This window comes from Xanthomonas sp. SHU 199 (assembly GCF_000364665.1).
Taxonomy (GTDB): domain Bacteria; phylum Pseudomonadota; class Gammaproteobacteria; order Xanthomonadales; family Xanthomonadaceae; genus Xanthomonas_A; species Xanthomonas_A sontii.
In genome coordinates this window covers 1-335 of record NZ_AQOI01000002.1, presented here as the reverse complement: position 1 = coordinate 335, position 335 = coordinate 1, and the positions used below count along the sequence as shown (strand labels likewise).

1 protein-coding gene is annotated in these 335 nt (G+C 53.1%); it reads right to left on the bottom strand.

Annotated features, from left to right (window positions below):
• Nucleotides 1-151: 151 nt before the first annotated feature.
• The coding region (locus D183_RS23635; protein ID WP_039725674.1) for a hypothetical protein at nucleotides 152-335 on the bottom strand (184 nt) is incomplete at its 5' end.

Genomic DNA, 335 nt, shown 5'->3' with positions numbered 1-335 from the left:
TGACATCACTCGTCCTTGCGAGTTGGAACCATAGATGGGCAATGTAGAGTCGACTTTTCTCGTGAAAGTCGGATCCATAACGCCTCCCCTAGTAACATTACGGCGCAGCGTACCCAGCGAAATCTACGATACAGACTCCGCGAGAGCAGCCTTACTTCAAGTAGACCTCGACAATGTCGCAGCCATTGGTCTGCACATCGATCTTGCGCTTGTTCACCAATGCCGTCATCAAGACCGCCAGTAAAGCCTTTCCACCCGGTTGGTCGTCTTGAAAATGCAGGACGTGGTTGCCAGATGCAGCCTTGCATTCCGCTGGCGTGTCCGACAGCCAGACA